Annotated in this window: 20 protein-coding genes; 10 read left to right on the forward strand and 10 right to left on the reverse strand. The window is 71.5% G+C overall.

From position 1 onward, the window contains the following. Positions 1-113: 113 nt before the first annotated feature. Positions 114-2,540: an endopeptidase La gene (gene lon, locus ACZ6BG_RS09555; protein ID WP_468999108.1), complete on the reverse strand. Its 2,427-nt coding sequence runs from the start codon at positions 2,538-2,540 to the stop codon at positions 114-116. A gap of 179 nt (positions 2,541-2,719) precedes the next feature. Here lon and ACZ6BG_RS09560 point away from each other — a divergent pair, with 179 nt between their 5' ends. After that, positions 2,720-3,418, forward strand: coding sequence for a GNAT family N-acetyltransferase (locus ACZ6BG_RS09560; RefSeq protein WP_468999111.1), 699 nt, complete (start codon positions 2,720-2,722; stop codon positions 3,416-3,418). Positions 3,419-3,529: 111 nt separating this feature from the next. On the opposite strand, the gene ACZ6BG_RS09565 is transcribed toward ACZ6BG_RS09560, so the two are convergent. The 3 genes from ACZ6BG_RS09565 to ACZ6BG_RS09575 all read right to left on the reverse strand — a co-directional run bounded on the left by ACZ6BG_RS09565 (position 3,530) and on the right by ACZ6BG_RS09575 (position 5,706). Continuing rightward, positions 3,530-4,192, reverse strand: a complete 663-nt coding sequence (locus tag ACZ6BG_RS09565) for a hypothetical protein (RefSeq protein WP_468999113.1) — start codon at positions 4,190-4,192, stop codon at positions 3,530-3,532. Further along, positions 4,189-4,578 carry a PadR family transcriptional regulator gene (locus tag ACZ6BG_RS09570; RefSeq protein ID WP_468999115.1) on the reverse strand — a complete coding sequence of 130 codons (390 nt, stop codon included), beginning with the start codon at positions 4,576-4,578 and terminating at the stop codon, positions 4,189-4,191. The genes ACZ6BG_RS09565 and ACZ6BG_RS09570 overlap by 4 nt, the downstream gene beginning before the upstream one ends. 189 nt (positions 4,579-4,767) lie before the next feature. Continuing rightward, complete coding sequence (locus ACZ6BG_RS09575; protein ID WP_468999117.1) at positions 4,768-5,706, reverse strand: rhomboid-like protein; 939 nt, start codon at positions 5,704-5,706, stop codon at positions 4,768-4,770. A gap of 196 nt (positions 5,707-5,902) precedes the next feature. Here ACZ6BG_RS09575 and ACZ6BG_RS09580 point away from each other — a divergent pair, with 196 nt between their 5' ends. The 6 genes from ACZ6BG_RS09580 to erm all read left to right on the forward strand — a co-directional run bounded on the left by ACZ6BG_RS09580 (position 5,903) and on the right by erm (position 14,110). Next, a complete protein-coding gene (locus ACZ6BG_RS09580; protein ID WP_468999121.1) occupies positions 5,903-6,607 on the forward strand; it encodes a spermidine synthase family protein in 705 nt (234 codons plus the stop codon). Positions 6,608-6,673: 66 nt separating this feature from the next. Beyond that, entirely contained in the window at positions 6,674-7,414 is a 741-nt protein-coding gene (locus tag ACZ6BG_RS09585; RefSeq protein ID WP_016641312.1) for a response regulator transcription factor, read from the forward strand. Between the two features lie 176 nt (positions 7,415-7,590). Continuing rightward, the gene (locus tag ACZ6BG_RS09590) at positions 7,591-8,640 is read left to right on the forward strand and encodes a HAMP domain-containing sensor histidine kinase (RefSeq protein ID WP_468452655.1); all 1,050 of its coding nucleotides are present in this window, start codon (positions 7,591-7,593) and stop codon (positions 8,638-8,640) included. Between the two features lie 298 nt (positions 8,641-8,938). Further along, positions 8,939-12,736, forward strand: coding sequence for a multifunctional oxoglutarate decarboxylase/oxoglutarate dehydrogenase thiamine pyrophosphate-binding subunit/dihydrolipoyllysine-residue succinyltransferase subunit (locus tag ACZ6BG_RS09595; RefSeq protein WP_468999125.1), 3,798 nt, complete (start codon positions 8,939-8,941; stop codon positions 12,734-12,736). Between the two features lie 153 nt (positions 12,737-12,889). Beyond that, positions 12,890-13,072: a DUF6104 family protein gene (locus ACZ6BG_RS09600; protein WP_003961784.1), complete on the forward strand. Its 183-nt coding sequence runs from the start codon at positions 12,890-12,892 to the stop codon at positions 13,070-13,072. A gap of 267 nt (positions 13,073-13,339) precedes the next feature. Continuing rightward, the gene (gene erm, locus ACZ6BG_RS09605; protein WP_468999128.1) at positions 13,340-14,110 is read left to right on the forward strand and encodes a 23S ribosomal RNA methyltransferase Erm; all 771 of its coding nucleotides are present in this window, start codon (positions 13,340-13,342) and stop codon (positions 14,108-14,110) included. Between the two features lie 16 nt (positions 14,111-14,126). On the opposite strand, the gene ACZ6BG_RS09610 is transcribed toward erm, so the two are convergent. Further along, positions 14,127-15,083: a TIGR03620 family F420-dependent LLM class oxidoreductase gene (locus tag ACZ6BG_RS09610; RefSeq protein WP_468999130.1), complete on the reverse strand. Its 957-nt coding sequence runs from the start codon at positions 15,081-15,083 to the stop codon at positions 14,127-14,129. 214 nt (positions 15,084-15,297) lie between these two features. Here ACZ6BG_RS09610 and ACZ6BG_RS09615 point away from each other — a divergent pair, with 214 nt between their 5' ends. Beyond that, positions 15,298-15,930 (forward strand): TetR/AcrR family transcriptional regulator, encoded by a 633-nt coding sequence (locus ACZ6BG_RS09615; protein WP_468999132.1) that lies wholly within the window; start codon positions 15,298-15,300, stop codon positions 15,928-15,930. Between the two features lie 28 nt (positions 15,931-15,958). On the opposite strand, the gene ACZ6BG_RS09620 is transcribed toward ACZ6BG_RS09615, so the two are convergent. Then, the gene (locus ACZ6BG_RS09620; RefSeq protein WP_468999135.1) at positions 15,959-16,816 is read right to left on the reverse strand and encodes a hypothetical protein; all 858 of its coding nucleotides are present in this window, start codon (positions 16,814-16,816) and stop codon (positions 15,959-15,961) included. A 161-nt stretch (positions 16,817-16,977) separates the two neighbouring features. Between ACZ6BG_RS09620 and ACZ6BG_RS09625 the strand changes: the two genes are divergently transcribed. Then, positions 16,978-17,976 (forward strand): DUF4097 family beta strand repeat-containing protein, encoded by a 999-nt coding sequence (locus ACZ6BG_RS09625; protein WP_468999137.1) that lies wholly within the window; start codon positions 16,978-16,980, stop codon positions 17,974-17,976. Position 17,977: 1 nt separating this feature from the next. Continuing rightward, entirely contained in the window at positions 17,978-19,081 is a 1,104-nt protein-coding gene (locus ACZ6BG_RS09630; RefSeq protein WP_468999140.1) for a PadR family transcriptional regulator, read from the forward strand. A gap of 381 nt (positions 19,082-19,462) precedes the next feature. Here ACZ6BG_RS09630 and ACZ6BG_RS09635 read toward each other — a convergent pair whose 3' ends face one another. From ACZ6BG_RS09635 to ACZ6BG_RS09650, 4 genes are all read right to left on the reverse strand, one after another. Continuing rightward, positions 19,463-20,023: a Clp protease N-terminal domain-containing protein gene (locus ACZ6BG_RS09635; protein WP_468999142.1), complete on the reverse strand. Its 561-nt coding sequence runs from the start codon at positions 20,021-20,023 to the stop codon at positions 19,463-19,465. After that, positions 20,023-20,232 (reverse strand): helix-turn-helix domain-containing protein, encoded by a 210-nt coding sequence (locus ACZ6BG_RS09640; protein ID WP_030687611.1) that lies wholly within the window; start codon positions 20,230-20,232, stop codon positions 20,023-20,025. The genes ACZ6BG_RS09635 and ACZ6BG_RS09640 overlap by 1 nt, the downstream gene beginning before the upstream one ends. Positions 20,233-20,347: 115 nt before the next feature. Continuing rightward, on the reverse strand, positions 20,348-21,310 hold the full coding sequence (locus ACZ6BG_RS09645) for a zinc-binding dehydrogenase (RefSeq protein WP_468999145.1): 963 nt from the start codon (positions 21,308-21,310) through the stop codon (positions 20,348-20,350). Between the two features lie 279 nt (positions 21,311-21,589). Continuing rightward, entirely contained in the window at positions 21,590-22,804 is a 1,215-nt protein-coding gene (locus tag ACZ6BG_RS09650; RefSeq protein WP_380847990.1) for an NAD(P)-dependent malic enzyme, read from the reverse strand. Positions 22,805-22,865: the final 61 nt, after the last annotated feature.

Raw genomic sequence — 22,865 nt, forward strand, 5'->3', positions numbered from 1 at the left:
GCCGCCCACCAGACAGTCGACGCCGCCCGGGTGAGCGGCGAGGCCCGGACCTTCCTGGGGTCCGGGCCTCGCCCTTCCCCGCCGCGCCCGTCACGCCGCGACGGGTGGCTGTGTCACGCCGCCGCCGGAACCCGCACCTCGGCCGGCGCCAGGGCCAGCTCCAGGACCTGGCGGACGTCCGTCACCGCGTGCACGTCCAGCTTCTCCAGGACCTCGGCCGGGACGTCGTCCAGGTCCGGCTCGTTCCGCTTGGGGATCACTACGGTGGTGATCCCCGCCCGGTGCGCGGCGAGCAGCTTCTGCTTCACACCTCCGATGGGCAGCACCCGTCCGGTCAGCGACACCTCACCGGTCATCGCCACATCCGTACGGACCAGGCGGCCGCTGAGCAGCGACGCCAGCGCCGTCGTCATCGTGACGCCCGCGCTCGGCCCGTCCTTCGGCACGGCGCCCGCGGGGAAGTGGATGTGCACACCCCGATCCTTCAAGTCACCCACGGGCAGCTCCAGTTCGGCACCGCGCGAGCGCAGGAAGGACAGCGCGATCTGCGCGGACTCCTTCATCACGTCACCGAGCTGTCCGGTGAGCGTCAGACCCGCCGCACCCGTCTCCGGATCGGCCAGCGACGCCTCCACGAACAACACGTCGCCACCGGCCCCGGTGACCGCGAGCCCCGTGGCCACACCGGGTACCGCGGTCCGCCGCTCGGACGGGTCCTGCGCGGACTCCGGCACGTGGTGCGGCCGCCCGATCAGTCCGCGCAGCTCGTCCGCGCCGACCGTGAACGGCAGCTCCCGCTCGCCCAGTTCGTGCTGCGCCGCGACCTTGCGGAGCAGCCGGGCGACGGACCGCTCCAGATTGCGCACGCCCGCCTCGCGGGTGTACTCCCCCGCCAGCTTGCGCAGCGCGCCCTCGTCGATCGTCACCTCGCCGTCGCCGAGCCCGGCCCGCTCCAGTTGTCGCGGCAGCAGGTGGTCCCTGGCGATGACGACCTTCTCGTCCTCCGTGTACCCGTCGAGCCTGACCAGCTCCATGCGGTCGAGCAGCGCCTCCGGGATGGCCTCGAGCACATTGGCCGTCGCCAGGAACACCACGTCGCTCAGGTCGAGTTCGACCTCCAGGTAGTGGTCGCGGAAGGTGTGGTTCTGCGCCGGGTCGAGCACTTCGAGGAGCGCGGCCGCCGGGTCGCCCCGGAAGTCCGAGCCGACCTTGTCGATCTCGTCGAGCAGCACCACCGGGTTCATGGACCCGGCCTCCTTGATGGCCCGCACGATCCGCCCGGGCAGCGCGCCCACATACGTACGCCGGTGCCCGCGGATCTCCGCCTCGTCCCGCACACCGCCGAGCGCGACCCGCACGAACTTGCGTCCCATGGCGTGCGCCACGGACTCCCCGAGCGAGGTCTTGCCGACTCCCGGGGGGCCGACCAAGGCCAGGACCGCGCCACCACGCCGTCCGCCCACGACCCCCATACCCCGGTCCGCGCGCCGCTTGCGCACCGCCAGGTACTCCGTGATGCGCTCCTTCACGTCCTGCAGGCCCGCGTGCTCCGCGTCGAGGATCTCCTGGGCGCCCTTGATGTCGTACCCGGAGGCGCTGTCATCGGTTCGCTCGTTCCACGGCAGTTCGAGCACCGTGTCGAGCCACGTGCGGATCCAGGAACCCTCGGGCGACTGGTCGCTCGCGCGCTCCAGCTTCTCGACTTCCTTCAGCGCCGCTTCCCGCACGTTCTCCGGCAGGTCGGCGGCCTCGACCCGGGCGCGGTAGTCGTCGGACTCCTCCTCGCCCTCCTTGCCGTCCAGCTCGCGCAGCTCCTTGCGCACCGCCTCCAGCTGGCGCCGCAGCAGGAACTCGCGCTGCTGCTTGTCGACACCCTCCTGCACGTCCTTGGCGATGGACTCGGCCACGTCCTGCTCGGCCAGGTGCTCCCGCAACTGCTCCGTGGCCAGCCTCAGGCGCGCCGTCGGATCCTCGGTCTCCAGGAGCTGGACCTTCTGCTCCGTGGTGAGGAACGGCGAGTACCCGGAGTTGTCCGCGAGCGCCGACACGTCGTCGATCTGCTGCACGCGGTCGACCACCTGCCAGGCCCCGCGCTTCTTCAGCCAGCTCGTGGCCAGCGCCTTGTACTCCTTGACCAGCTCGGCGGTGGCTCCGGGCAGCGGGTCGGGCACGGTCTCCTCGACCCGCGCACCCTCCACCCACAGGGCCGCGCCCGGCCCGGTCGTGCCCGCACCGATGCGCACCCGCCCGCGAGCGCGGATCAACGCCCCCGGATCCCCGTCCGCAAGCCGACCGACCTGCTCGACCGTCCCGAGCACGCCCATGCCCGCGTACGTCCCGTCGATCCGCGGAACAAGCAGCACCTTCGGCTTGCTACTGCTTCCACTGGACCGCGCGGCGGCCTGCGCGGCCTCCACCGCGGCTCGCACTTCGGCATCGGACAGGTCGAACGGCACCACCATGCCGGGCAGCACGATCTCGTCATCGAGCGGCAGCACGGGCAGAGCGAGCGGTGTGTACGACGTGGACTCAGCAGCCATGATCTCCCCTTCGGCATTCAAGTTGAGCTATACCGACTCAATGCTCATGAGCCCCTGGTTGTTCCCCCGGGCTTGTTCGCTGTCAGCGATCACCCCTGTCGCGGCCGAAATCCACCTACGTAAGGTTCTCTCGATAGTTGCAGTCATTACACATCGGTCGCCATCTGAAGGGTTGCCCCATGCATGCGACAGAGGGAACAGCGGGATCCCCCCTTGCGGGCCGCGACGCCGTACGGGCCTGGATCGACGGCTGGGGCGTCTCCCGCGGCTCTGCCCCGCCGGTCCTGGAGCCCTGGGGTTTCACGATCGACGTCGGCCACGTCAAGCACCCTTACCGGCACGTCCTCGGCGCCACCGGCGCGGACGTCCAGGAGTCGGACGTACGCAAGGTCGCCTCATCGGTGACCGGCGCCGACGCCTGGCTGAAGGTCTTCGACTTCCCGGACCGCGTCGCCCCCTGGCTCGGCCCCGAGTGGTGGATCGACCCGGAGGACGGCTACCTGATGACGGTGCCGCTCACCCCGGTCCCCCCGAACCACCTGGTCGTCCCGGACGGCTACCGGCTCCGCACCTGGTCGCGGGGCGGCGTCTTCCGCGCGATGGTCACCACCACTGACGGCCACTGGGCAGCTCGCGGCCAGATCGCCCCGACCGGCCGCACCGCCGTCGCCGACCAGATCGAGACCTCCCCGCAGCACCGCCGCAGGGGCCTGGGCAGCCTGGTCATGCGCACCCTCGCGGTCGCCGCCGTCGACGAAGGCGCGGAGATCGGCGTACTGGCAGGGACCCCGGAAGGACGCGCCCTCTACGAGTCACTGGGGTGGCAGGTGGTCGCCGGCCTGACGAGTGCGCGCAGGAAGGGGCCGGAGGAAGCCTGACCCCCTCGACCGCACGGGCCACCCGGACACCCCTGGGGTACCCCGGCCGCCCTGGCTGCCCCGAGCGCCCCTTGAGCACTCCAGCCGCCCCGGCCGCCTTGAGCGCCCCGGCTACTCGGCCGCCGCCTTTCTCGCGCGGATGTCCACGTAGGCGTAGGGCACCCCGGGCAGCATCAGGAGCAGCGTCGCCCACACGGGCAGCCGGAAAAGCGTGTCGTCGCCCGCGAGCCAGGTGGTGAGCTGGGCGAACCCGATGCCTATCAACCCGACCAGCAGCCATCTCACGAAACCGAGGGTTCCCCGCCGCAGCTCCAGGGCGACGCTGCCCGCGATTATCACTGCGTAGAACGCTATGCGCGGGGCCTCGATGGACAGCGTGAGCGTCCGGTCGAGCAGATGTGTGAAGAGCAGCAGCCCGCCGAGGACGAACGGGATCAGCGCGGCCATCCGCAGCACCCGCAGACGCAGGGGCGTGCGCGCCCGGGCCCAGGAGGCGGCGAACCCCGGCACGTCCGCGCCCACCACGTCCTTCGGGGTACGGCCCGCCGCCGCGGCCTCCTCCAGGTGCTCGGAGAGTTCGGCCAGCATCTCGCGCACGGAGGCGTCGTCGATGCCTCTGTATTCCCAGTTGCTTCGGCAGACCGCCAGCACCCGGGCGCGCTCCGCCTCACCGGGCACGCTCTCCGGCACCTCGCCGGGCACACCCTCCCGCGCGCGGTCGTCCGCGGTCACGTCACCACTGATCGTCGTCTCACTGGTCGCCTGATGTGTCATGCCGTGTCCCCCGTGTCGCTGTTCCGTACGTCCCCCTGATCCCCCAAGGTCCTGGAGACGGCCACCGTGAAGGTGCTCCAGGTGGCGCGGCCCGCGGCCAGCTCGGCCGCGCCCGCGTCGGTGAGGCGGTAGTACTTGCGCGGCGCCCCGCCCGCGGCGGACGGAGCGCGATAGGAGTCGACCAGTCCCGCGCGCTCCATCCGGGCGAGCAGGGGGTAGATGCTGCCCTCGCTCACCAGGTCGAGGCCGCTCTCGGTGAGGGCCTCCACGAACTCGTACCCATACCGGGGCCGTTCGCCGATGAGCGCGAGCAGGCACAGGTCGAGCACCCCGCGCAGCAACTGACTGCGACGCTGGTCGTGCATCGCGGACAGTTCCTTTGTCATGCGGTACAAGATAGTCGCGAAGTACCTTGCACTGCAAGACATTTATCCGGAGGCAATCACTCCACGTACATCACGGCAGAGAAATCGGCCCCATCGGCCACACGAGTGACACCAAGCCCCGGACCTCATGGGCCCCATGGACCTCACAGGACTCGCGGGCCGATCAGCCCCAGCCGCAGGCCGGACGGCCTACGCAGAAACGCTCCGCCCATGCCCCCGCAGCAGCGGCCACGTCGCGACACCCACGACCAGCGCGAGCAGATGGCCCCAGTTGGTCATCGGGTCCGTGAAGGCGATGAGGTCCTGGATCAGCATCCAGCCGAACCCCGCGAGGAGGGCCCAGCGGAGCCACGGCGCGAGGAGCCCGGCGAGCGCGCCGACGCTGGCGGCGACGCCGAAGCTGATGCCGTAGTCGAGGCGGTACGCGGAACTGCCGGGCAGATGGCCGGCCAGGACCGAGAGCCCGACCGGGACCTCGGTGGCCAGCGTGGCGACGGCGTGCCCGAGCAGGAAGACGCCCGCGGTGCGCAGTCCGCCGACGCGGCGCTCCAGCGCGGTGAGGACCAGCAGGAACACGATGGCGTACGGCGAAGTGACCCCGCCCGCGATCCACAGCGCGCTGGCGACCAGGACGAACATCGGCCGGTCCGCGAGGTGCGCCACGTCCGTGCTCGAACCCTGGTGCAGGGAGGAGACGAGGGAGGGGTCGCCGTATTCGGCGAAGAGCGAGGTCAGGAGGAGGACAAGGGCGTATCCGAAGGTGAAGGGCGTACCGGCCGGCGACGGCAGCAGCCGCCAGGGCCGCAGCCCGCGCAGGCCCCGAAGCCCCGCCCGCACCCGGCAGGCCCCGGCTCCCACCCCGGCACCCGCGCCCTGGGCCGCCCCCTCGGGCACCCCCGACACCGGCCCAGCGGCAAGGCCTGCCCCGCCCGCGCGGTTCGGCCCACCGGCCTGACTCGGCACCGCGTCCAGCGTCACGAGCCCCGCGGCCCCGAGCAGCGCCTCCGCGCCCACGACCTCCGGCAAGCCCGCGGCACCCCCGGCGCCTGTGGAAACCTCGGCCGCCGTCCCGCCGCCGTCCTCACCCACGGCGGCGCCCCCGCCCGAAACCCGCACAGACCGGTCCACGCTGAGGCGCTCCTTCCATCACGGCTTCACTGATCTTCCATCACAGAAGGATCACGGGAACACGCTTTACCGATCTTTCCCCTGCTGTCTATGACCGACGCCACGTGAGACGCGATTCACAGGAACTCACAGCAACCTCACACCATTCCCCGGCGTCCCGCAGCACACGCCTGCGGGACGGCAGCAAAATGGGCCGATGCACACCCCGTACCGACCCGATCCCCCCGTGGTTCTCGACCGGCACGAAGGCCCCTACGGCGAAGTCGTGCTGCGCCGCCACGGGGACCTGTTGCAGATCATTGCCAACGGCATGTTCCTGATGGACACCTCGGACGGCCGCTCCGAGCGGCTCCTCGTCGACGCGGCGTACGACGCCCTGGACGGACGGCCCCGGCCGAGCGTCCTCATCGGCGGCCTGGGCGTCGGCTTCTCCCTCTCCCACGCCGCCAAGGACCCTCGCTGGGGCCGTATTTCCGTGGTCGAGCGCGAGCGGGCGATCATCGACTGGCACCTCGAAGGGCCGCTGTCGGAGCTGTCCCGGGAGGCGCTCGCCGACCCGCGCACGGAGATCCTGCACACCGACCTGATCGCATATGTCAACGGCTCATTCGCAGGCGCCAACACCCCTTCCGGCACCTACGACGCCCTGTGCCTCGACATCGACAACGGCCCCGACTGGACCGTCACCGAGGGCAACGAGAGCCTCTACTCCCCCGCCGGTCTCGCCGCCTGCCAGGCCCGCCTGAACCCCGGCGGAGTCCTCGCCGTGTGGTCCGCGCAGCCCTCACCCGCTTTCGACTCCGCTCTACGGAATGCCGGGTTCCAACACGTACGTACGGAAGAGATCCCCGTTGCCCGGGGCGTACCGGACGTGGTTCATCTCGCGACAAGGGCTGCGTAGCCGAGGTGCCGTTACGCCCCGTACTCTGCTGACCGGACACCAAGCGATCACGTCAGGGGCGGGGCGATGGAGCAGACACACACCTCCCACAACAGCGCCACGGCAGCGATGCCCGGCGCCCAGCGCCGGGTTCTGGTGGTCGAGGACGACCCGACGATCGTCGACGCCATCGCCGCCCGGCTGCGCGCCGAGGGTTTCGTCGTGCAAACGGCGGCGGACGGCCCGGCAGCGGTGGACACCGCGCAGGCATGGCAGCCGGATCTACTGATCCTCGACATCATGCTGCCGGGATTCGACGGTCTGGAGGTCTGCCGACGCGTGCAGGCCCAGCGGCCCGTGCCGGTGCTGATGCTCACCGCGCGGGACGACGAGACGGACATGCTGGTCGGGCTCGGCGTCGGCGCCGACGACTACATGACCAAGCCGTTCTCGATGCGCGAGCTCGCCGCGCGCGTGCACGTGCTGCTGCGCCGGGTCGAGCGGGCCGCGCTGGCCGCCACGACGCCGCGCAGCGGCATCCTGCGCCTGGGCGAGCTGGAGATCGACCACGCGCAGCGGCGTGTGCGAGTGCGCAGCGAGGACGTCCATCTGACACCCACGGAGTTCGACCTCCTGGTGTGCCTCGCCAACACTCCGCGCGCGGTCCTTTCACGCGAGCAACTGCTCGCCGAGGTGTGGGACTGGGCCGACGCGTCCGGCACCCGCACCGTCGACAGCCACATCAAGGCCCTGCGCCGCAAGATCGGGGCGGAACGCATCCGTACGGTGCACGGGGTCGGGTACGCCCTGGAGACCCCGACGCCATGACGGCGGACCCGGGCGCCGGCGGCACGGCCCGCGGCGCCCTGAGCGGTACCCCGGGCAGTGCGCACGGCACCCCGGGCGGCACCCCTGGCGGTGCGGCGGACGCCGAGCGGGGCACGGCCCGGAAGTGGCGCTGCGACCGGGGCGGGAGCATCGGTCTGAACGGCCCGTTCGCGGGTGTGCGGCCGTTCTCCATCAAGACCAAGCTCGGCACTCTGGTGGTCGTCTCGGTTTTCATCACCACCGGGCTGCTGATGGTGGCCATGGAGACGGAGACCGAGCTCCGCTTCATCACGGTCTTCTCCGTGATCGCGACCCTGCTGATCACGCAGTTCGTCGCGCACAGCCTCACCGCGCCCCTCGACGAGATGAACTCGGTGGCCCGCGCGGTCTCGCACGGCGACTACACGCGCCGGGTGCAGGGGGCCGACCGCCGCGACGAGCTGGGCGACGTGGCGATGACGATCAACCGCATGGCGGACGATCTGGAGGCGCAGGACCAGCAGCGCAAGGAGCTCGTCGCCAACGTCTCGCACGAGCTGCGCACCCCCATCGCCGCGTTGCGCGCCGTCCTGGAGAACGTCGTCGACGGCGTCTCGGCGGCCGACCCGGAGACGATGCGTACGGCTCTGAAGCAGACCGAGCGCCTGGGCCGCCTGGTGGAGACCCTGCTCGACCTGTCACGCCTGGACAACGGCGTCGTACCGCTCAAAGCGCGGCGCTTCGAAGTGTGGCCCTATCTGTCGGGTGTCCTGAAGGAGGCCAACATGGTGGCCTCCGCGCGCAAAGGGATGACGTCGGGCTCCGGCAGCCACACCCGTACGGACGTGCATCTGCACCTGGACGTGTCACCTCCGGAGCTGACCGCCCACGCGGACGCCGAGCGGCTGCACCAGGTCGTCGCCAACCTCATCGACAACGCGGTCAAGCACAGCCCGCCGCACGGCCGGGTGACGGTGCTCGCCCGGCGCGGCCGCCACCCGGAGTCCCTGGACCTGGAGGTCCTCGACGAGGGTCCGGGGATCCCCGAGTCGGAGTGGCACCGCGTCTTCGAGCGCTTCAACCGGGGCGCGCACGTCGGCGTCCCGCCGGGAAGCGACGGCGGCACCGGCCTCGGGCTCGCGATCGCGCGCTGGGCGGTCGATCTGCACGGCGGGCACATCGGCGTGGCCGAATCGGCTCGGGGCTGCCGAATCCAGGTCACCCTTCCGGGCCTGCCCGAAGACTGAAGTTGACGTAAGGTTCGAAGCGGAAGCGACCTCTGGGCGCGCGCATGGTGCGCCGGACGGGTCGTAGCCGCGTGTCGACGTACCCAGGACGTGCACAGACGTCCCCACAAGGGCTCCACGCGGCGCCTCGCCGTAGCCGAACTTCGCTTGTTTCCCGCCATTTACAGCCCCGAAACCAGCTTCCCGGTGTGACTTACGCGACGGATGACCGGCCCGGTCTGCACTGCGCGTCGATGGAGGCGTAGCCTTTATTTCCGCTGTCCATCACCTTGTGAAGCGGAAGAGGGCGGTTGCCGCCGTGTCGCCACAGTCCCCCAGTAACTCGAGCACTTCGACCGACCAAGAAGCGCAGGGCAAGAACCCTGCTGCCGCGTTCGGTCCCAATGAGTGGCTCGTCGACGAGATCTATCAGCAGTACCTCCAGGACCCGAATTCGGTCGACCGTGCCTGGTGGGACTTCTTCGCCGACTACAAGCCGGGCGTGGCCGCCTCCGTCGCCGCCACACCGGCCAAGCCGGCGGGTGACGCGGCCGCGGGGGCCGCGTCCACCACGTCCCCCGCCCCGGCCGCCGCGCAGCCCGCAGCCCCGGCCGCTCCCGCAGCGCAGCCCGCCGCCGCTCCCGCGGCGCAGGCCCCGGCTCCCGCCCCCGCGAAGCCCGCGGCCGCCAAGGCCGCGCCCGCGAAGGCGGAGCCCGCCAAGGGCGCCGCGGACGCCAAGGAGAAGGCGGGTCCCGAGCACGTCCCGCTGCGCGGCCCGTCCGCGGCCGTGGCGAAGAACATGAACGCCTCCCTGGAGCTGCCCACGGCCACGTCCGTGCGCGCCGTCCCGGTGAAGCTGCTGTTCGACAACCGCATCGTCATCAACAACCACCTGAAGCGCGCCCGCGGCGGGAAGATCTCCTTCACGCACCTGATCGGGTACGCGATGGTGCAGGCCATCAAGGCCATGCCGTCGATGAACTACTCCTACGCGGACAGGGACGGCAAGCCCACCCTCGTCAAGCCGGAGCACATCAACTTCGGCCTGGCGATCGACCTGGTGAAGCCCAACGGCGACCGCCAACTGGTTGTAGCGGGCATCAAGAAGGCCGAGACCCTGAACTTCTTCGAGTTCTGGCAGGCCTACGAGGACATCGTCCGCCGTGCTCGTGACAACAAGCTCACGATGGACGACTTCACCGGCGTCACGGTCTCCCTGACCAACCCCGGTGGCCTCGGCACGGTCCACTCCGTGCCGCGTCTGATGCCCGGCCAGTCGGTCATCATGGGCGTCGGCTCGATGGACTACCCGGCGGAGTTCCAGGGCACGTCCCAGGACACCCTGAACAAGCTGGGCATCTCCAAGGTCATGACGCTGACCTCGACGTACGACCACCGCGTGATCCAGGGTGCGGCGTCCGGCGAGTTCCTGCGCATCGTCGCGAACCTCCTCCTCGGGGAGAACGGCTTCTTCGACGAGATCTTCGAGGCGCTGCGCATCCCCTACGAGCCGGTCCGCTGGCTCAAGGACATCGACGCCAGCCACGACGACGACGTCACCAAGGCCGCCCGGGTCTTCGAGCTGATCCACTCCTACCGCGTCCGCGGCCACGTCATGGCCGACACGGACCCGCTGGAGTACAAGCAGCGCAAGCACCCCGACCTGGACATCACCGAGCACGGCCTGACGCTCTGGGACCTGGAGCGCGAGTTCGCCGTCGGCGGCTTCGCCGGCAAGTCGATGATGAAGCTGCGCGACGTCCTCGGCGTCCTGCGCGACTCGTACTGCCGCACCACCGGCGTCGAGTTCATGCACATCCAGGACCCCAAGCAGCGCAAGTGGCTGCAGGACCGCATCGAGCGCCAGCACGCCTCCAAGCCGGAGCGCGAGGAGCAGCTGCGCATCCTGCGCCGGCTGAACGCCGCCGAGGCCTTCGAGACCTTCCTGCAGACGAAGTACGTCGGCCAGAAGCGCTTCTCCCTGGAGGGCGGCGAGTCCGTCATCCCGCTCCTGGACGCCGTCATCGACAGCGCGGCCGAGTCCCGCCTGGACGAGGTCGTCATCGGCATGGCCCACCGCGGCCGCCTGAACGTCCTCGCCAACATCGTGGGCAAGTCGTACGCCCAGATCTTCCGCGAGTTCGAGGGCAACCTCGACCCGAAGTCGATGCACGGCTCCGGAGACGTCAAGTACCACCTGGGCGCCGAGGGCACCTTCACGGGCCTCGACGGCGAGCAGATCAAGGTCTCCCTGGCCGCCAACCCCTCCCACCTGGAGGCGGTCGACCCGGTCCTGGAGGGCATCGCCCGCGCCAAGCAGGACATCATCAACAAGGGCGGCACGGACTTCACGGTCCTGCCGGTGGCCCTCCACGGAGACGCGGCCTTCGCGGGCCAGGGCGTCGTCGCGGAGACCCTGAACATGTCGCAGCTGCGGGGCTACCGCACCGGCGGCACGGTCCACGTCGTCATCAACAACCAGGTCGGCTTCACGGCCGCTCCGGAGTCCTCGCGTTCGTCGATGTACTCCACGGACGTGGCCCGGATGATCGAAGCGCCGATCTTCCACGTGAACGGCGACGACCCGGAGGCCGTCGTCCGCGTCGCGCGGCTCGCCTTCGAGTTCCGCCAGGCGTTCAACAAGGACGTCGTCATCGACCTGATCTGCTACCGCCGCCGCGGACACAACGAGTCCGACAACCCGGCGTTCACGCAGCCGCTGATGTACGACCTGATCGACAAGAAGCGCTCGGTCCGCAAGCTGTACACCGAGTCCCTGATCGGCCGCGGCGACATCACCCTGGAAGAGGCCGAGCAGGCCCTCCAGGACTACCAGGGCCAGCTGGAGAAGGTCTTCACGGAGGTCCGTGAGGCCACCTCTCAGCCCGCCCCGGCGGAGGTCCCCGAGCCGCAGGCCGAGTTCCCGGTGGCGGTCAACACGGCGATCTCCCAGGAGGTCGTCAAGCGCATCGCCGAGTCCCAGGTCAACATCCCCGACCACGTCACCGTCCACCCGCGTCTGCTGCCCCAGCTGCAGCGCCGCGCGGCCATGGTCGAGGACGGCACGATCGACTGGGGCATGGGCGAGACCCTGGCCATCGGCTCCCTCCTCCTGGAGGGCACCCCGGTGCGCCTGGCGGGCCAGGACTCCCGCCGCGGCACGTTCGGCCAGCGCCACGCGGTCCTCATCGACCGCAACACGGGCGACGACTACACGCCGCTGCTGTACCTCTCCGAGGACCAGGCCCGCTTCAACGCCTACGACTCGCTGCTCTCCGAGTACGCGGCCATGGGCTTCGAGTACGGCTACTCCCTCGCGCGTCCCGAGTCCCTCGTGATGTGGGAGGCGCAGTTCGGCGACTTCGTCAACGGCGCGCAGACGGTCGTCGACGAGTTCATCTCGTCGGCCGAGCAGAAGTGGGGCCAGACGTCCGGCGTCACCCTGCTGCTGCCGCACGGCTACGAAGGCCAGGGCCCCGACCACTCGTCGGCCCGCCCGGAGCGCTTCCTGCAGCTCTGCGCCCAGAACAACATGACGGTCGCGATGCCGACCCTCCCGTCGAACTACTTCCACCTCCTGCGGTGGCAGGTGCACAACCCGCACCACAAGCCGCTGGTGGTCTTCACCCCGAAGTGGATGCTGCGCCTCAAGGCCGCGGCCTCCAAGACGGAGGAGTTCACGACGGGCGGCTTCCGCCCGGTCATCGGCGACGACTCGGTGGACGTCAACGCGGTCCGCAAGGTCGTCTTCTGCGCCGGCAAGCTCTACTACGAGCTGGAGGCCGAGCGGAAGAAGCGCGGGGTCACGGACACGGCGATCATCCGCATCGAGCGGCTGTACCCGCTGCCGGGTGCCGAGCTCCAGGCGGAGATCGCCAAGTTCCCGAACGCCGAGAAGTACCTGTGGGCCCAGGAGGAGCCGGCGAACCAGGGCGCGTGGCCCTTCATCGCTCTCAACCTCATCGACCACCTGGACCTGGCGGTCGGCGCCGACATCCCGCACGACGAGCGTCTGCGCCGCATCTCGCGGCCGCACGGCTCGTCCCCGGCGGTCGGCTCCAAGAAGCGCCACGAGCAGGAGCAGGAGCAGCTCCTGAACGAGGTCTTCGAGGCCTAGTCCGCGGCGGTCACCGCCGTTCGGTACGTCGGGTGGGCCCGGCTCCGAGTCCTGTACGGGACTGGGGGCCGGGCCCACCGGCGTACGGCCGTACGATGAAACGGAACGAAGCCCGGCCACCGGCCCGGGCCCGGCCCGCACCAGGAGCAAGCGTTGTACTTCACCGACCGTGGCATCGAGGAGCTGGAGAAGCGGCGCGGCGAGGAGGAGGTCACCTTCGAGTGGCTCGCCGAGCAGCTCCGCACCTTCGTGGACCTCAACCCGGACTTCGAGGTCCCGGTGGAGCGCCTCGCCACGTGGCTGGCGCGCCTGGACGACGAAGACGAGGACGAGTAGTCCCCTCCAGCGCCGCCTTCGGACGAGTAGGCGCCTCCTCGGGGGGTGTCGGTACGGCTCCTCGGCAAAAATCACTTGCCTGGAGGACCCGGCCGCCCCGTACGCTGCCTCCCATGTGCGCATTCGCAGCCGCTGCCCTCACGAGGATCCGCCGCGCCTAGCGGCGGGCCGACCTCATCCCACTCTGGAACGCCCCGCCGCTTCAACGCGTAAGCGCCGAGCGGCACTTCGTGCTGCCCGGCTTGCCTCGAAGCCGCGGAGACACCTGTGCGCACGCACCACCATGGCCGTCATGAGTTCGGCCAGAACTTCCTCACCGACCGCTCCACCATCAGCACGTTCGTCGACCTCGTGAGCCGCACCCACGGGCCGATCGTCGAAATCGGCACCGGGGACGGGGCCTTGACCCTCCCCCTGCAATGCCTGGGCCGACGCCTCACGGGCATCGAGATCGACCACCGCCGGGCCGAACGGCTGCGGCGGCGCACCGCCCCCTCGACGACGATCGTCACCGCCGACTTCCTGCGCTACCGGACCCCACCGGAGCCGCACGTCCTCGTCGGCAACCTCCCCTTCCACGAGACGACTCCCATGCTGCGCCGCATCCTGCGCTCGACGGGCTGGACCGACGCCGTCCTGCTGGTGCAGTGGGAGGTCGCGCGCCGTCGCGCCGGGGTCGGCGGGGCGACCCTGATGACGGCCCAGTGGTGGCCCTGGTACGCGTTCGGCCTCGAAGGCCGCGTCCCCGCGGCGGCGTTCCGGCCGCGCCCCAACGTCGACGGCGGGCTGATGACGATCACCCGTCGGGACCGGCCGCTGGTCGCGTCCGCGCGGCGGCAGGAGTACCAGGAGTTCGTACGCCGGGTGTTCACCGGCCGGGGCCGAGGACTGCCCCAGATCCTCGCCTCAGCGGCTCCCGACCTGCCTCGGCACAGGATCCAGGAGTGGGCGCGGCGAGGCGGCCACAGCGCCGTACGGCTGCCCAAGGACCTCGGCGTGGAGGAGTGGGCGGAGCTGTTCGGGATGCGGGTGCGGTAGTCGGGCGCGGCACCGGTCAGCGGGTGAGCGCCGGTGCCAGCTCCCGCCACTGCCGCAGGGGCAGTTCGCCGGGGTCGGCCGTCAGTACCTGTACGCAGACGTGGTCCGCCCCGGCCGCGAAATGCTCCGCCACGCGCGCGTGGACGTCGTCGACGTCTCCGTAGGCGACGATCGCGTCCACCAGACGTCGGCTCGGCTCACCACTGTCGGCCTCTTCCTGGAAGCCGAGCCGGCGCAGACTCGCGAGCTGGTGGGGTGCCCGCAGGTACCCGACAACGTGCTCCGTGGCCACCTCGCGGGCCCGCGCGCGGTCCGTGTCGAGGACGACGGCCTGCTCGACCCCGAGGAACGACTCGGGCCCCAGGATGTCCCGCGCCCGCGCGGTGTGCTCCACCGGCACGAAGTACGGGTGCGCGCCCCAGGTGCGCTCGGCCGCGAGAGCCAGCATCTTCGGCCCGAGCGCGGCCAGGAGGCGACGCGGGGCGGGGTTCGGCACGGGGCCGTACGCGGGCGCCGCGTCCATGGCGTCCAGGTAGCCCCGCATGGTCGTGACCGCCCTCCCGCGCGCGGGCACCTTGTAGCCGTCCACGTCCATGGCGGTGTCGTCGACCCGGTGCCCACCGAGGCCCAGGACGTAGCGGCCGGGGAACGCCTCGCCGAGGGTCCGCTCGGCGTTGGCCATCGCGAGTGGTTCTCGGTAGGCGATGTTGGCGATGCCGGACGCGACGACGATCCGCCGGGTGGCGGACAGCAGCAGCCAGGCCTGCCCGACCGTGTCGCGCCCGAACGCCTCCCCGTACCAGATCGCCCCGTACCCCAACTCCTCGATCTCCGCGGCTGCTTCGCGCACCCGCCCCGCGGGCTGTCCCTCGAAGGCGAAGGTCCAGATGCCCGCGCGCCCGGGCTCACCGCCGACGTGGCCGCGCCCGTCGACTCCCTGGCCGAACCCGCCGTCTCCTTGGAGGTCACTCATTCCGGCACCCCTGATCCACTACCGGAGAGCTTCTCCGGATACTTGCGGAGTACGATACGGAGAACCTCTCCGCAAGGCCAGCCCCCTCTCCCTCCTCGCCCTCCCCCGCCCTCTCTCCTCGCCCTCCCCCCTCGACCGTCCCGACTTCGGCCGTGATCCCGGATTCCCGGGTCCCGCCCCGCTCTCGGGAAACCCACGCCCTCGGGACGCAGAGATGAACCAGCCCCAGCCCCAAGCGCCGTCGACCACCTTTGCGTCCGGCCCGACCACGACCGGTCGCCCCGCCCGCGCCGACGCCGTCCGCAACCGCGAACGCATCGTCACCGCCGCGCGGGAGGTCTTCACCGAGGCGGGCCCGGAGGCGTCATTGAACGAGATCGCCCGCCGCGCGGGCGTGGGCCCGGGCACGCTCTACCGGCATTTCTCCGGTCGCGCCGAACTGCTCGCCGCCGTCCTGAAGGAGCGCGTCGACGCGCTGTGCGCCCGCGCGGAGGATTTGCTGGCGGCCGACTCGGCGGGCGCCGCGTTGGCGCAGTGGCTGCGCGCGTTCCTCGGCCACGCGCGCGTGAACCAGGGCCTGGGCGGCGCACTGATGCTGGAGGAACTGGAAGCGACCGGCGCGCTGGGCTCCGACTGCCATCAGCGCATCCTCGACGCGGCGGGCGCACTGCTCACCCGGGCCCAGGACTCCGGCGCCGCCCGCCGCGACCTGTCCCCGGCCGACCTGCTTCAGCTGGTCGTCGGGGTCGCCCTCTCCACCACGCACAAGCAGACGTCACCGGCGGGCGATCCGGAGCAGCCGGAGCGACTGCTCGCCCTGGTCCTCGACGCGACGAAGCCTCACTGAGCCGCCCCTGCCCGGACGACCCCGCACGTCACTCCCCGCCCCGGGCCTTCCTCCGCTCACGGACGAGCCCCAGCACGCCGTGCACCACCAGGACCGCCCCGGCCACCGCCCAGCCGCCGCGGCGGCGCGGAGACCAGAGCAGGAGGGGGATGCCGACCGCGAGCTGGGCCCCGGCCAGGGCGCGGGACAGCGGCCCGCTCTCGACGGCGTCGAGTTCCGCCCGTACGGCGTCCCGCCAGCCGGACCACTCGACGTGACGGACACCGTCCAGCACCCGGGCGACCTCCCGGAGGCGGTCGGCGGGCTCGCCGGGGCCCAGGCCGGGCGGCAGGTCGACGCCCGCCCGGGTGAGGACGGCCAGCAGTCCCCGCATCCGGGCGCGCGCGTCGGCCGCCGAGTCCGGCCGGGACAGCGCGTCCAGGGCCTGCATGTCGAGCACCGGGTCCAGGCCCAGGCGCGCGGCGAACGACCGCATCGCCTCGTCCTCGCCGACCGGCGTGCCGTTGGCCAGCCACACGTACCCGACCGTCCGCCGGAAGCCCGCCGCGAGCGTGCAACCGGAGCGATCGGCGTCCCACCACAGCGCGAGCACCGGCCCCGGCGAGGCCACGGCGAGAGCTGTGGCCCAGCCGGTGAGCACCCGGTCGACCTGCTCGTCTCCGTGCAGCCACGGCTTGCCCTCGGGCACGAGAACGCTCCACTCGTCTCCCGCGGGCGCCAGCAGCATCCGTTCCCGCAGCAGTTGCGCGACCGTCTCGACGGCGTCCACTCCGGCCCGACAGAGCAGCAGGGCACCTGCGGAACCGGACGGATCAGAGGGGGCGGACCGATCAGAGGGGGCGGAGGGGTCTGAGGGCCGAGAGGGAGGCCACGGCTCGGACGACATGGCACTACGCTAGGACATTTCATGATTTCCGGCCCAAGAGCCGACAGCGGGCGACCGCGGAGAAGAGATAGGTCTTGACTTTCCGTATCCGCGATATATCGTGTGTATCAGAGACGCGATATGGCGCGTCGCGTCCGACCCGCTCAAGGAGGTCCGCCACCATGCCAGAGTGGTCCGTCGCCGAGCCCAGGAAGCTGACGTTCGACGAGCCCGTGAGGACACTGCGCGTGCGCGTGGTGAACGGCACGGTGAATGTCGTCGGCACAGACGAGGACTCGGCCAGACTGGAGGTCTCCGAGATATCGGGCCCTCCGCTCACCGTGACGCAGCACGACGGCACCTTGTCCGTCGCGTACGACGATCTGCCATGGAAGGGCTTCCTGGAGTGGCTCGACCCCCAGGGCACCCGCCGCCACACGGTGATCTCACTGACGGTGCCGGCCGGGACCCGTGTCGAGGTGGGCGCGATCGGCGCGGGCGCCGTGGTCACCGGAATCGAGGGCCGCACCGAGGTGCGGGGCATCACGGGCGACACGACACTCGTCGGCCTCACCGGCCCGGTCCGGGCCGAGACGTTCTCCGGCAACGTCGCGGCCCAGGGCGTCACCGGTGACCTGCGGTTCGACTCGATCTCCGGCGACCTGACCGTCTTCGACGGCTCCGGGTCCTCCGTTCGGGCCGAATCCGTGAGCGGCTCGATGATCGTGGACCTGGACCCGGCCACCGGCTCGGCCGATGTGGGGCTCACGAGCATCTCCGGCGAGATAGCGGTCCGCCTCCCGCATCCGGCCCACGCGGAGGTGCGCGCCAACACGGCGAGCGGCTCGGTGTCCAGCGACTTCGACGACCTCCGGGTCAGCGGCCAGTGGGGCGCGAAGAAGCTCAGCGGGAGGCTCGGGTCGGGCAGCGGTCAGCTGCGGGCGAAGACGATCTCAGGCTCGATCGCGCTTCTGCGCAAACCCTCGGTGGAGGAAGATCTGTACCAGCACGATCTGCACAAGGCGGATGAGCCCTCGCGGGACGCACCCCCCTCGGACTCCCCGCTCCCGACCCCGCCCTCCCCGGCCGCCACCCCGACCGGCGGCCCGGACGCGGACACCCCCGCCGATGCCCCGAAGGCGGACGCCGCCGACGGCCCGACCGACAAGAAGGTGCTCTGAGATGCCTCCCGTGTTCGCCCACGGCCGCCTGCGCCTGTATCTGCTCAAGCTCCTGGACGAGGCTCCGCGCCACGGCTATGAGGTGATCCGTCTCCTCGAAGAGCGCTTCCAGGGGCTGTACGCCCCCTCGGCAGGCACCGTGTACCCCCGCCTGGCCAAGCTCGAGGCGGAGGGCCTGGTCACCCACACCACCGAGGGCGGCCGGAAGGTGTACGCGATCACCGACGCGGGCCGCGCCGAGCTGGCCGACCGCAGCGGCGAGCTGGCCGACCTGGAGCTGGAGATCCGCGAGTCGGTGGCGGGGCTCGCCGCCGAGATCCGCGACGGCGCGCAGGGTGCGGCGGGCGAGTTGCGGCGGGAGATGCGGGCGGCCGCCCAGGAAGCGCGGGCCGGCAGCACGTCCGGCACGGGCACGGGCTTCCCGAACCCCTCGGACTTCTTCGACAGCTCCTGGGCGGACAGCGACGGCTGGCGGCAGGCGAAGGAGGAGTTCCGGCGCGCCCGGCAGGAGTGGAAGGAGCAGGCGCGGCGGGCGAAGGACGAGAGCCGACGGGCCCGCGAGGAGGCCCAGCGGGCCCGTCGACAGGCGAAGGACGCCCAGGAGCGGGTGCGGGCGGAGGCCCAGGAGGAGCTGCAGCGCATGGCCAGGCGGGTGCAGGAGCAGGTGCAGGACCACTTCGCGCGGGGCGACTGGCCGACGGGTGTCCGTGAGGGCCTGTCCGAGCTGGCCAAGGAGTTCGGCGACTTCGGGAAGGAGTTCGGCAAGGACTTCGCGGTCGACTTCGGGAAGGACTTCGGCTTCGGGACGTCGGACAAGGCATCGGGCGGCAAGACGTCCGAGCCGGGGCCCGTGTTCACGGTCGAGCGGGACGAGGTGCCCGTGGAGTACGTCCCGGACTGGGCGCACGAGGAGTCCAGCGGCGAGCCCGCGCGTGACCTGGAGCGACTCCTGGACCGCTTCCGCGACGACATCCGCGACGCGGCCCGCGACCGCGGGGTGTCCGAGGAGCAGCTCCGCGAGGCCCGCCGCCATCTGTCGGAGGCGGCGGCCCACATCAGCGTGGCCCTGCGGGCTCCCAAGGCTCCGGAGTCGCCCAAGTCCTGACTCGACGTCCACCGGGCGACCGACCGCGGCACGTCGGCCGCGGGGCCCGGAGGCCGCGGGGCCCGGAGGCCGCGGGGCCCGGAGGCCGCGGGGCCCGGAGGCCGCGGGGCCCGGAGGCCGCGGGGCCCGGAGGCCGCGGGGCGCTGGCGCCCCACGACAGGAGAGGAGCGCCGACGCCCGCCCGCGCGCCTCGTCCGCATGGGACGTGCCACTGGCGTCAGCGTGGGGCGCGCAGCTGGCCGGACCGTGCCGGGACACGTGGACCGTGGGCGGCAGGCGGCAGGCGACAGGCGGCAGGCGGCAGGCGGCAGGCGGCAGGCGGGCGGAGTGTCGGCCCGGGGCGGGCGGCTGGACTCACGGCGCACCCCGTCCCCCAGGGCCCTAGGCCTGATACAGCACGCGTTCCACCGCGACCCGCGTCACCCCGTGGTCCGCCAGGGCCTCGGCGACGATGCCGGGGCGGGTCGTCAGGGCGAGGAGGATGTGTTCGTCGCCGATGCTGCGGTCGCGGCGGGCGGTGGCGATGCGCAGGGCCCGTTCCAGGGTGTCCTTGGCGTCACGGGTGAAGCCGCGGTGGCCGATCCAGGCGCCGATGCCGCGGCGTTCGCGGCGGGCGCCCACGCCTGCCAACGCTCCGGCGCCATGGGCCTGTTCGACGCGGGAGACGATCTCTTCGACGTCGATGCCGAGCCCGGCGAGGGCGTCGGTGTCCGCCTGGGTGAGGCCACCGCGGCGGCGCGCCTCGGCCAGGGCCCGGGTGATGTCCGCACGGCGCCGGTCGGCGCCGAGGGCGGCCAGGGCGAAGGAAGCGCGGGTGCCCTCGCGGTCCAGGAGGGCGAGCAGCAGGTGTCCGTCGTCGATGGAGTCGGCGCCCTCCCGCTCGGACTCCTCGACCGCGCCCGTGACCACGTCCCGGGCACCCTTGGTGAAGCGTTCGAACATCACTGCCTCCCGTACTTCTTGTGCACGGCCTGCCTGCTCACGCCCAGTTCCGCGGCGATCTCCTGCCACGACCAGCCCTGCTGGCGCGCGCTGCGCACCTGCACGGCCTCGAGCTGCTCCACCAGGCGCCGGAGGGCGGTGACGGCTCGCAGCCCGACTCGTGGATCGCGGTCGCCCGCGCGCTCGGCGAGATCCGTTGCTTCGGTCATATTGTCAACGTACGTTGACAAGCCCACACTGTCAACCGAGGTTGACAGTGGGCGGGCTCGACGACCTGGCCGGTCCGCGCCTCCAGACGGCCGCCGCCTCCAGACGGTCCGCGCCTCAGACGGTCAGCACGATCTTGCCGAACTGGTCGCCCGCCTCCAGGCGTTCGAAGCCCTCGCGGGCGCGGTCGAGGGGCAGGACTTCGTCGATGACGGGGCGTACGCCGGTGGCCGCGCAGAAGGACAGGAGGTCTTCCAGTTCGTCCTTGGAGCCCATGGTGGAGCCGACGACGCGCAGTTCCAGGAAGTAGACGCGGGTCAGCTCGGCGTGGGAGGGGCGGTCACCGCTGGTGGCGCCGGAGATGACCAGCGTGCCGCCGGGGCGGAGCGACTTGATGGAGTGCGACCAGGTGGCGGCGCCGACCGTCTCGATGACCGCGTCGACCCGCTGCGGCAGCCGGGCACCGGCCGGCAGGGCCTCCACCGCGCCCAGTTCGATGGCGCGCTTGCGCTTGGCCTCGTCGCGGCTCGTGGCGAAGACCTTCAGGCCAGCGGCCTTGGCGAGCACGATGGCGGCGGTCGCCACGCCACCGCCGGCGCCCTGGACGAGGATCGAGTCGCCGGGACGTACGCCCGCGTTGGTGAAGAGCATGCGGTACGCGGTGAGCCAGGCGGTGGGGAGGCAGGCGGCTTCCGCGAAGGAGAGTTCCTTGGGCTTGGGGAGGACGTTCCAGGTGGGGACGGCGACTTGCTCGGCGAAGGTGCCCTGGTACTTCTCCGTGAGGATGGAGCGGCGCTCGCGCGGGCCGACGCCGTGGCCGGACTGGCCGATGACGGAGTGCAGGACGACTTCGTTGCCGTCCTCGTCGAGGCCGGCCGCGTCGCAGCCGAGGATCATCGGGAGCTTGCCCTCATCCAGGCCGACCCCGCGCAGGGACCACAGGTCGTGGTGGTTGAGGGAGGCGGCCTTGACGTTCACGGTCGACCAGCCGGGGCGTGGGGTGGGGGCCGGGCGCTCCCCCAGTTCCAGGCCGGTGAGGGGGTGATCGCGGTTGATGCGGGCGGCGTAGGCAGCGAACATGGCGCCGACGATATGCCTGGCCCCTGGGCCTTCGGAACGTTCCACGGGTGTGACCCACGCCGCGTCCCCCGCCCCCGCCGGGGCCGGGCCGCCCCGCAGGCACCACCCGCCGGACCACATCCCCCCGCCCCCGCTCGCCAGGGCGAACCCCCGCAGACGCCCCCGGCGGCCAACCCTCACCAGCGGCGTCCATCCCACGGCCGCCCAAAAGCGAGTGGGCGGGCGGGAAAGGACAAAAAACAGGGCCCCGCCGACCTCACGGCGGGGCCCTGAAGAGGCTCAGCGGCGGGCCACGCCCTCAGCCCTCGCGGCCGCCGCAACAGCCGCGGTGACCGCCGGAGCCACCCGCTCGTCGAACGGCGAGGGGATGACGTAGTCGGCCGACAGCTCGTCGCCGACGACGTCGGCCAGCGCGTCGGCGGCCGCGATCTTCATGCCCTCGGTGATCCGGGACGCCCGCACCTGCAGCGCGCCCGCGAAGATCCCGGGGAACGCGAGCACGTTGTTGATCTGGTTCGGGTAGTCCGAGCGCCCGGTCGCCACCACGGCGGCGTATTTGTGGGCGATGTCGGGGTGCACCTCGGGGTTCGGGTTGGCCATGGCGAACACGAACGAGTTCGGGGCCATGGAGGCCACCGCGGGCTCCGGCACCGTACCGCCGGAGACGCCGATGAAGACGTCCGCGCCGGCCAGGGCGGATTCGAGCGAGCCGCTGAGCCCGGCCTTGTTGGTGAGCTCCGCGAGTTCCCGCTTGACCGGGGTGAGGTCGTCCCGGTCCCGGGACACGACACCCTTGCGGTCCGCGACCGCGACATCGCCGAGCCCCGCCTCGAGCAGGAACTTCGCGATGGCCACGCCGGCCGCGCCCGCCCCGGAGATGACGGCCCGCAGGTCGCCGAGGGTGCGCCCGGTCAGCCGCGCCGCGTTGCGCAGGGCGGCCAGGGTGACGACGGCCGTGCCGTGCTGGTCGTCGTGGAAGACCGGGATGTCGAGGCGCTCCTGGAGCCGCCGCTCGATCTCGAAGCAGCGCGGCGCGGAGATGTCCTCCAGGTTGACGCCGCCGAAGGACGGCGCGAGCCGCACCACCGTGTCGATGATCTCGTCCACGTCGGTCGTGGCGAGCGCGATGGGCACCGCGTCGACCCCGCCGAACTGCTTGAAGAGGATGGCCTTGCCCTCCATGACGGGGAGCGAGGCCTCCGGGCCGATGTCGCCGAGGCCGAGCACGGCGGTGCCGTCGGTGACGACGGCGACGACGTTCGACTTCCACGTGTAGTCGTGGACGAGCTCCGGCTTCTCGGCGATGGCGCTGCACACCTTCGCGACGCCCGGTGTGTACGCCAGGGACAGGTCGTCCTTGTCGCGCACCGGCACGGTCGCCTGGACGGCCATCTTGCCGCCGCGGTGCAGCGCGAAGGCCGGATCGAAGGGCTCCTCCGCGCCTTCGTGCCCGGCTGTGCTGTCGCTGCGAGGATTGACGATCTCCGCTGCCACTGTGTCTGACCCCTTAATTCTTCAGGTTGAGGGTGAACCACTTCCTGGTGGAGAAGTGGGG

It is taken from the genome of Streptomyces sp. NPDC041205 (genome assembly GCF_055591765.1).